Genomic DNA, 9,818 nt, shown 5'->3' on the forward strand with positions numbered 1-9,818 from the left:
GGTTTTGAATAAGTGTTTAAGGGATGTGGTGATTAAGATAAGCAGGTAAAATCTAAAAGGGAACACCCTTGAGGTAAGATGTTCCCCTATTTCTTATTGTGGGATAACCAATACCTGATTTACATATATCAGGTTTACGTTTTTTATGTTATTTGCTGCAGCTATTCGGGTCACGGTCACTCCATATCGTCCTGCGATTGCAGATAGGGTATCCCCGGCTTTTACAGTGTATCTAACCTGGGTTCCCGGCTGTGGCGTCGGTTGAGGTGCAGTTCCGGTACCCGGAATTATAAGCACCTGCCCTACTCTTATGAGATTTACATTAGTTATGTTGTTTGCATTTGCCAATTGAGTCACCGTCACTCCATACCTTCTGGCAATTGCTGATAGTGTATCCCCGGCTTTTACTGTGTATCTAACCTGGGTTCCCGGCTGTGGCGTCGGTTGAGGTGCAGTTCCAGTCCCTGGAATTATAAGCACCTGTCCTACTCTTATGAGATTTATATTAGTTATGTTGTTTGCATTTGCTATCTGGGTTACAGTTACTCCATACCTTCTTGCTATCCCATACAAAGTGTCCCCAGCTTTAACTACGTAGGTTGTCTGCTGCGTTGTACCCAAAAGCTGATTTAACGTCACGAACTTGTATCCTTGGGATTTCAAGTTGCTGATGATTCCGGGAAGTGCTGCGACAGTGTTTTTAGCACCTGATCCGGTATGCATCAAAACTATCGCTCCCGGTTTTATATTGTTGCGCACTCTGTTTGTTATATCGGTCACGGAATCACCCCGCCAGTCTATGGTATCAATTGTCCAATAGATTGTTTTTGTATATCCTGCCGCTCCTACCGCTTTCAAAACTGAAGCATTGTAAGCACCAAACGGAGGCCTGAAATATGGCTTAGTGCTCTTGCCTGTTATGTTTTTGATTAGATTGTCAACCTTTGAAAGCTCTTCTGTCATCTTGGCTGCCGTTATTTTAGTAAAATCAGGGTGTGAATATGAATGGTTGCCTATTATGTGACCTTGCTGGTCAATTTTTTTGATAAGATCCGGGTGATGTTCTGCAGCTCTGCCTGTTACAAAGAAAGTTGCCTTGATATTGTTTTTTGCAAGGATGTCAAGTATCGGATTTATGTTTTTTCCGTCATCTCCGTCGTCAAATGTAAGTGCCACGAGTTTTTCGGTGGTGCTGCCTTTTGTAATCAGCTGGGAATCAGCTGAAAAAACCGGAGCCGAAGCCAACAACAAAAGGACTGCCGCAAAGGAAATGATCTTGAGCAACTTTGTTTTAAGGTACATATCTTTTCACCTCGCGTAGCAGATTAATATTTATCTCTGCCTACTATATATACCCAAAAAACCGATAAGTCAACCTGTTTCATATCCAATCTCCGGTTCATACTCGATTGCCATAGTTGGACAATCCTCTACAGATTTCAATACCCTTTCCAGATCGTTCTGATTAATTTCCTCGATCATAACCCTTGCCTTATCGTCGAAAATTTCGTAGTACTCCGGAAGCATCTTAACACATACGCCGCAGCCTAAGCAGTAATCCTCCTTGATTTTAAACACACCTGTTTCCTGGAAGTTTTTATCTGCAGGCAAATCCTTTCTTTTAACAGCCTTTGACATAATCTGCGCCATTATAAGTATTGCCCCCACTGTGAGTACCCACCTTGCTGCCATAAACTCAATTCCTAAAAACTTCACCTCATTGGCTAGCATGGGAATTTTAATAACAGCCCAAGAGCTTAACACGATTACGATATTTGTAATGCTCGCTCCTTTTCCCAACAATGTTTTACAGACGGGAAACGCCGCATATATGGGTCCTGCAGAAATGCTGCCCAAAACCAGGGAATAGATTTTCCCTTTCCAGCCTGAATCTTCACCAAAGCTCTCCATGATTATTTTTTTAGGAACCAGAGCCTCTAATACCACGGTAAATAGAAATATGACAGGTAAGACCTGGAACATCTCGATGAGATAGTAGACACTGTTATTAACCGATATAAAGGCTTTGTCGGGAGAAACAGCAAACATCCCCATATATAATAGAACTACTGCAAAAAGGAGCTTATTGCCCTTCACCAAGATAAGAATCTTCATAACACCACCCCCATCAACAGCGCGATGGACACAGCAAATACAAAGCTTAAACTATTTCTTAAAAATGTAAACTTAAGGCCAAATTCTTTTTTCTCCAACGAGAACGTCACTAAGCCCACCATAGTCAAGGTTGTCAAAAATGCTACTGCCGGCACCACGCTTGCACCTGCATCAACCAAAGAGCCAACAAGGGGAAATGCCACGAATGCGGGTATCAACGTGATGCTCCCAACGATTGCAGACCCTATCGTAGAAAACAATACATTTGAAGATCCCAAAAAATCTTTGATGCTCTCCGGGGGAACCATCGTAAGTATAAAACCAATCAAAAATATGACTCCGATTATCTCGCCTATCATATTTTTCATCATGCCCTTAGATTTTTTCATGGCTTCAAAGGTCTTTTGCCTGTCTTTCTTTAGAGACGAAGCAAACAGAACTAATGCTATCACCCAAAATATTTTTGTGAAAATATCCATACCGTCCTCCTAATATTGATTTTTTAACAGGATATCATTATAATCAAGAATAAGTAGTTACCAAGGTAACACAAGGAGGCTCTGTTGAAAAAATATATCGATTCAATAAAAAACACCGTCCTAGCATCTTCCCTTCCGGAGTCTGAAATATATAATCAGCTTATTAAAGGAGGCTTCAAAGTTGAGAACTATTCAGCAGGGGCCTTGCTCCATATAGATGGAGAAGAATGCACCAGTTTAGATATAATACTTTCGGGGAAGATCGTAGTTGAAAGAATTGACTTGTCGGGGAATCTTCTGACTATATCAGAATTTCACAGAGACGACATCTTGGGAGGCAACCTGCTTTTTTCCAAACAGCCTTTCTATCCCATGACTATTACAGCCAAGACACCTTCAAGCATTTTGTCCATGGATAAAAATACGCTCTTTCAAATATTGTCGGAAAATCCCGAATTCCTTCTGACATACCTGGAGTTCATTTCTGACAATGCAGCAATTCTAGGTAATAAAATCAAACACTTTATAAAAAAAAGCATACGGGAAAGCATAATGGCTTATCTTGAATACGAATCTAAGAGACAAAAAAGCACGGTAATCCAGCTGGACATGACAAAGAAGGCACTGGCTGAGAGAATAGGAGTCGAGCGCACCTCCCTGTCCCGAGAACTCGGGAAGATGAGAAAGGAAGGGCTGATTACCTTTGACGGAAAATCCATAACACTGTTGAGTTAATCGCCAGTTGCCTGCAGCCTTGGCTTTCGTTTGCCCGCTCAACAACCGGGTATTAAACTAGTGAAACAAAAATCAAACGTATAAAGCTCCGGTTTAGGTACCGGAGCTTCTCTTATCCTGCTACAAAATCATTTCTGTATTTTTTTATAAAATCCATCTTGTTCTTGACCTCAGATTTGCTGTAAAGATTTTTTACATGGTATTTAATAGTGTTTTCACTGACGTACAGCTCTGCTGCTATCACTTTATAAGTATACCCTTTAACTAAAAGAGCCGCTATTTCTTTCTCTCTGTCAGTAAATTCTGCCAACGAACTATTGTGAATCAATTCTTCCTGCATTCCAGTGTTTCCCCTAGATGCCACGCCCACGGTACCAGAGTATAAAAACACATGGTATCCCATGACCTTTGTCAGCTGTTCATTTAAAACCGGCAACAGCATCAATACTACGAACACGACTATAAACGCCACCATGGTCACAGCTGCCACATCGTATATTCCACTTAAAAATCCCGTAAACATGGAGCCTGCAGAGATTCCTATGACATTGATTCCCAGTCCAAGGCCAAAGACCTTCGCAGGATTTTTATAATATTTGAAGAGACCCGCTAAAACGCTCCACCAAAAGATATCAAAAATGCCTAAAGCTCCTATCATCAGGCCATTTATTCCAAGATAACTCATTATTGATCGGTCCAATATCAAAAACAATACATAGGATATCCCAAGCAGGCTTAAACCAATATATAAGGCATAACTCCTCAACCGGCCCTTGGGAAACTTAAATATAAAGAAAACAGCAAGCATATATGGCAATACAAAATAATAGCTAGCAATTTTTGTTAAATGCCCAAACTCAGGGGCGACCACTTCGTACATGAACCCGGAGTTCAAAGTGATCATAAATATGAACAAAGCCAGACAATATGCAGGCTTCATATTTTTATCAGAATCGCTGCCTTCATCAGCATTAGATAAATCAGGCTCTATTTTTTTCGCTTTTGATCCTAAAATAAATGAGGCTGCCAAAAACAAAAGAGATCCCAACAAGCCTGCCCTTCCATTTGTATGGACCGTTAAAATGCTCAATATCATAAAACCTGCGTTAGAGCATATCAAAACCATTGCGATCGCTTCAAAAGCATTTTCTTTTTTTATATAGTGCTTTAGGAAAAAAGCCCAGCCTCCAATAAAAATTCCGGATGCAAATGACATCGCTATTATAGAAATCTCCCATAGAATCGTATAAGGTAACAAAAATACGAGGCTTCCGACAAAACATAGCGCGACTACCGAACTTAAAATTTTCTTTGCTTCTGCAACAGAAGATATAACAAATCCTGAGCTTATCAATCCTGCTGCATGCAATGCCACTGCATAGTAAGGATAACTCAAAATATCCACACCAGCACCCTCAATCAGCCCGTACATTATCGGTCCCTTAAAAACAACTGCCAAAAGCCAACTAGAAAACAATGAAAAACACCCTACAGTCAAGCTTTTTGCTGAGAAATTACCCATAAAAAATTACTCCTTTATAAAACATATAATCGTTCTGCATAAATATTCAGAAAATTTATTCATTAGTATATCATAGTTTTTGAGATAATCACATAATAATCCTGTATTTATGAATATCTAACCTGTACAAAAATAAAAGGCATCTCTTTTTTGTTTAAAGAGATGCCTTTCGTCCTTCATATCATTTTTTCTTTTTGACTGCCATGCCTGCAATAACAGCTAAAGCTAAGGCGATTATCGCGTACTTCCATATCCCTCTTTCTTCTTTTCTTTCTTTCGCTTCTTCTATATCTTCAGATATGGTACCATCAGCCTCAATTGTCTCTTCCAGGGTTTCATCTTCGGTCTCTTTTGAGATGTCTTCTTCTCTTTCTACAAAGATTGCTTCCTCTGTGTTGGTTCCTTCGCCCATCGACTGTTGGTTGTCAGCTTCTTCATTATTGGCCTTTCTGACTTCTTCCCTTTGCTCCTCTGGCTCTTGTTCAAAGTCTTGTTCATCTTCAACTGGTTCTATAGGCTTAGCAATATCTACTTGGTTTATTCGCAGAAGCGTAAACCTGCTGAACTTCTCCACTTCAAAAGTCATCCCTACAAACCCTTCTCTAAAACCAGTATTAACCGAGGGTTTTATTAATTCCCTGTCTCCATCGCTATGCTCCACATATACCCAAAGGTCATCTAATAAGTTTGCCCTTTGTTCATTGTCATTAGGTAGCAATCTTAAATCCAGGGGCAAGGTTATCTTGACTTTGTGCCCAGCCATGTTGGACTCTATTCTCATCGAAAGAGCAAATCTTTGGATTTTCCCATCTCCTGCAACTTCTTTTATTATGTCCTGATTTTGAGTCGTTTCATCTATTTCTTTCAATTCATCGACTGATTTTATGGGAACCAGTCTGAAGTAAAGAACCTCACTGCCGTCAACTTCATCCAGGCTTTCCTTCGGGATAATTATATTGCCCCAGTCGGAATCAATTTCAAGGTTTATTCCTTTTCCTTTAAGCTCTGCCAAGGTTTCTGATGGGATTTCTATAGTCTGCATGGTCACCTTTTCGTCTCCTACAGGGAATCTTACTCTTGCAGTGTCCCCGCTGCTGGCCTTTAGGTGCTCGATGATTTCTTTAGCGGCTTCCTCGCCGATAATTATCTTATCCTGCAGCTCTCCATTTAGAGTTTCTTGTCTGTCTATAATTACTTGTGTTATTAATTCCTGGCTTTCTCCATCCTCTATGGAAACGGCAATTACCTCTACAGGAGGATTGACCTTTATACCAAAGGACGCTTCAAATCCATCGTACCCCAATGTGATAGATTGTCTCTCAGTTGCTTCAGTGCTGTCAAATCCACTTACTGAAAGCAAGGAGTTCGAGATGTTTCTGCTGCTGCCGTAATTCCATCTGCTTTGCACCAGCAATCCATCTAAGTCGATTTCTTCACCTATTTCATATTCCAGTTTATCTGGGAGCCTTGCTATTTCTATACCTGTCAGCACAGGATTTCCTATTACCTGCATGTATCCTGTTACCAGTGTGTATTTAGGCTCTTCAGGTATGAATCTCCACTCAAATTCCTCACTGAGCTTCGTCACCTGGAGGCTTTCATCGACCCATTCTAATATTCCTTCGATTGGTTCTTTTGTCTTGCTGTCCAAAAACTCTCCGCTGAGAACTGCGCTTTCTAGCGTCGTTCCGATGTTTGCGCTTTCAGCCTCCACATCGACGGCCTCAACTTCAATTGCTCTTATTTCCACATCGAAGCTTTCCGAATAACCCATGTAGCTTACCAAAACCCTTTGTTTCTCTGTCGGCAGGCTACTGTCAAATCCCGTTATTGTCAGATCGCTTAAATCCAGCTGTTGGTCATCTCCGTAATTCCATACGCTATAAACCTTTAATCCGGTTATGTCAAAGTCCTCAGTGGCATCATAAACCCTCTTGTCAGGTTCACTCGTTATCTTAATTCCCGTCATCACCGGATGCCCTTGGATACCCACATTTCCAGAAGCCTCCATGTAATCATCAGAACTTGGCCTGAATATCCAACTGTGGCTCTGATAAATGCTGTCTACCATCGTCTCCGGTTCGACCCAAGAAAGCTCTCCTTCTACTGCTTCATCAGTTTCCGGGTCCTTGAAAATCCCGGTAAGTCTTGACTTTTCAAGAGTTTCTCCGATATTTACGCTGCTTGCATCAACTTCCTCTACAGATAAGATTTTATAACCGTCATAGTCTATCTCCCCTGATATTTTATGCACTTTGCCATAAACCACCATGTTGTCCTGCAGCTTCAAGTTTTCGTAAACATAAAAATCAAATGGCCACTCATTTCCCGAAATCCGTCCGTTTAATGCCAGGTAGAGATTTGAAGGATTAATGACTTCAGTTTTATTTAATGTAATCTCTTCGGTCACGCATACCCTAGACTTTAGCTCTACGCCCAAGGGATTGTTAAACTCCACATCTGCAAAATGGGACAGATTCGTTCCTGGATTTCCAAAGTAGATTTCCTGGACGCTATTGCCTGAAAAAATAACCTTATGGCTATCGGTGCTTCTGAAATTGTTGCTGGTCGGAGCGTACCCTCCGTGCCTTCTCTGGGTGAAGCTTCCTTTTAATTCAATCACTCCGTCTGTTAGGCGACCTGTATGGTTTCCTCGACTGTCGGTCATAAAATCTCCGTGTATGATTATATGGTCTTCGGGATCATCCATGCGAAGAAGGGATTCGCTTTGCATGCTGTAGGATCCTGCAACTTCAAGTTGGCCCCCATCTAGCTCTACATAAGACCAATAGGCTCCGCCTCCGTGGGACAAGTCGCCATTTACCGATAATTTGCCGCCATTTAAGCCAAGGGTACCCCTAGTGATAGCAATATCTAAAGGCACTTCAAGATTGCTGTCCTGAAGGTCTAGATTTCCTCCCTCTACGGACATGTTTCCTTTTTCTATTGCAAAACTTATATCCTTTCCATTAACATATAGAGTTCCGTTTGCCAATTTCAGATCTCCATTGATATGTAGATCATGAGGCATCCTCCAACTGTCGCTAAGTATAAGATCCCTCGGCCAAAGACCTCCTGTCACCACTGCCATTCCTGAAGGTGACAATGCTCCTTCTATATCATCGGATATAAAATCAATTTGCTTAGTGGCCACTGCTCCGGTTGTGAATACAACCTTTTCTCCATTGTCGATTTCTAAATTCGCAAACGAAGAAACGGCTCCGGATGAATTGGTAAAAGAGACTTGTTGTATCCCTTCTCCCGATAGCAACACCTTGTGATTTTCAGTTGCCTTAAAGTTGTCGCTTACAGGTCCATAACCGCCATATCTTCTTTGTGCGAAATCCCCTTTCACTTCAAGCACTCCGTCTGTAAGATGTCCCGAATGACTTCTTCTGCTATTCATGTTGAAATCTCCGTGTATCTTAACATAATCATTCGGGTCTTTCATATACAAGAATCCATCTTGAAGGTTATTGTAGTCACCTTTAATCTCCAGCCTTCCGCCGGAGACATCTATATAGGATATATTGTTGCTGCTTTGAGTCAAATCTCCGCCTATCAGTGCATCTCCTGTATTGATCGTTAAATATCCACTGGTCATGTTAAGATCATTTATAGTTACCAATGATCCTCCGTTGACGTCGATGCGCCCCCCGCTTATTAATGTATTATTCTCTACCGTCAATTCTCGTCCGTTTACTTCTATGGTTCCCGAAGTCGCATTAAGATGCCCTTTAACCGATAAGTCATCCTGCATTTCCCACTGCTCGTAGACAATCAGATTTCCTGGCCATACACCCTCTTGAACAGTAGCCTGCTGCGCCGGTGTGATATTTCCTGAAAAAGTCCCATCCATGTGATCTAGATTCCCTGTGAAAGGACTTCTTGTTACAAAATCCACCCCTTCTGAATTCTTTATCTCTAAGTTAGCAAAGCTTGACTGGCTGGTAGAATTAGGATGTGAAAAGCTTACGTTTTGAGCGCTCTCTCCAGAAAATATGATCTTATGATTATCAGTCGCCTTGAAATTGCTGTTACTTGCCCCCCAGCTGCTGTTTCTGTGCTGGGCAAAGTCTCCTTTGATTTCCATGACTCCATCAACTATCCTGGTTGAATGATTGTAGTAAGACCTCATTGTAAAATCTCCCCTTACAAGGAGGTAGCCCTCAGGATCTGTCATTGTTAGGTATCCGTCAAAGATAGAGTAGTTCCCAAAAATGTTGACACTCCCTTTTCCAACTCTTAATTCACCCTGAGTCTGATCCATTTCCCCGTCTACGATTAATTCACCTTGGTTTGCGTTTAGGGTACCGTTTGATATTCTACCATCTTCCAATACCCTCAGCTTCAAGGCGTTTATATCAGTCTCTCCGCCTTTTAACTCAAATGAATCCGTAATGATATCTTGTGTAACCAGCCAGTCTTGATGAACAGAAAGCTTCCCGGGCCAAATATTTCCCTTAACTCTGGCTTCCTCTGCCGGCGAGATATCTCCAAGGTAATTTACAGTCTTAAATTCTATTTCGCCAGTAAACTGAGCTCTGGTCCCAAAATCGACTGCTCCACCGGTATTAATCATAATATTTTTAAACCTGCTTTGTGTAACCAAGCTGCTTGCCATATCTACGACTTGGTCTCCATCACCGGAGAATACCACCAGGTGGTTTCCCGTTGCGTGGAAGTTTGTGTGATTCCCGTGAGTTACTCTTCTTTGGGTGAAATTGCCCTTAAACTCCATCACCCCATCTGTCAGCCTGTCCACGTGGGAGTAGTAGGTGTTTATTAAAAAGTCGCCATTTACCAAGAGGTAATCATCAGGATCAGTCATGGTAAAGTAATTACCGGATACTCTCATGTCCCCTGCTACTTCGAGGCTTCCTCCATTTAAGATAACCTCGCCGCTTGTCTGGACATAATCCCCATCTACCTTAACGGTCTTGCCGTTTATATCTATGGCGCTGTTA

The 9,818-nt window shown here is 41.6% G+C and carries 6 protein-coding genes; 1 reads left to right on the forward strand and 5 read right to left on the reverse strand.

Annotated elements, in window-relative coordinates; translation table 11 throughout:
* Positions 1-93: 93 nt before the first annotated feature.
* The 3 genes from BUB93_RS07015 to BUB93_RS07025 all read right to left on the reverse strand — a co-directional run bounded on the left by BUB93_RS07015 (position 94) and on the right by BUB93_RS07025 (position 2,594).
* Positions 94-1,302, reverse strand: coding sequence for a LysM peptidoglycan-binding domain-containing protein (locus BUB93_RS07015; RefSeq protein ID WP_073270533.1), 1,209 nt, complete (start codon positions 1,300-1,302; stop codon positions 94-96).
* Positions 1,303-1,371: 69 nt separating this feature from the next.
* Positions 1,372-2,115, reverse strand: coding sequence for a permease (locus tag BUB93_RS07020; RefSeq protein ID WP_073270535.1), 744 nt, complete (start codon positions 2,113-2,115; stop codon positions 1,372-1,374).
* Positions 2,112-2,594 (reverse strand): permease, encoded by a 483-nt coding sequence (locus BUB93_RS07025; protein ID WP_073270537.1) that lies wholly within the window; start codon positions 2,592-2,594, stop codon positions 2,112-2,114. The genes BUB93_RS07020 and BUB93_RS07025 overlap by 4 nt, the downstream gene beginning before the upstream one ends.
* 84 nt (positions 2,595-2,678) lie before the next feature.
* Here BUB93_RS07025 and BUB93_RS07030 point away from each other — a divergent pair, with 84 nt between their 5' ends.
* The gene (locus tag BUB93_RS07030) at positions 2,679-3,329 is read left to right on the forward strand and encodes a Crp/Fnr family transcriptional regulator (protein WP_073270539.1); all 651 of its coding nucleotides are present in this window, start codon (positions 2,679-2,681) and stop codon (positions 3,327-3,329) included.
* A gap of 112 nt (positions 3,330-3,441) precedes the next feature.
* On the opposite strand, the gene BUB93_RS07035 is transcribed toward BUB93_RS07030, so the two are convergent.
* A complete protein-coding gene (locus tag BUB93_RS07035) occupies positions 3,442-4,851 on the reverse strand; it encodes a helix-turn-helix domain-containing protein (RefSeq protein ID WP_073270541.1) in 1,410 nt (469 codons plus the stop codon).
* Between the two features lie 181 nt (positions 4,852-5,032).
* On the reverse strand, positions 5,033-9,818 hold a 4,786-nt coding region (locus BUB93_RS07040; RefSeq protein WP_200789449.1), incomplete at its 5' end, for a bacterial Ig-like domain-containing protein.

It is taken from the genome of Alkalibacter saccharofermentans DSM 14828 (assembly GCF_900128885.1).
GTDB classification, from domain to species: Bacteria; Bacillota; Clostridia; order Eubacteriales; family Alkalibacteraceae; genus Alkalibacter; species Alkalibacter saccharofermentans.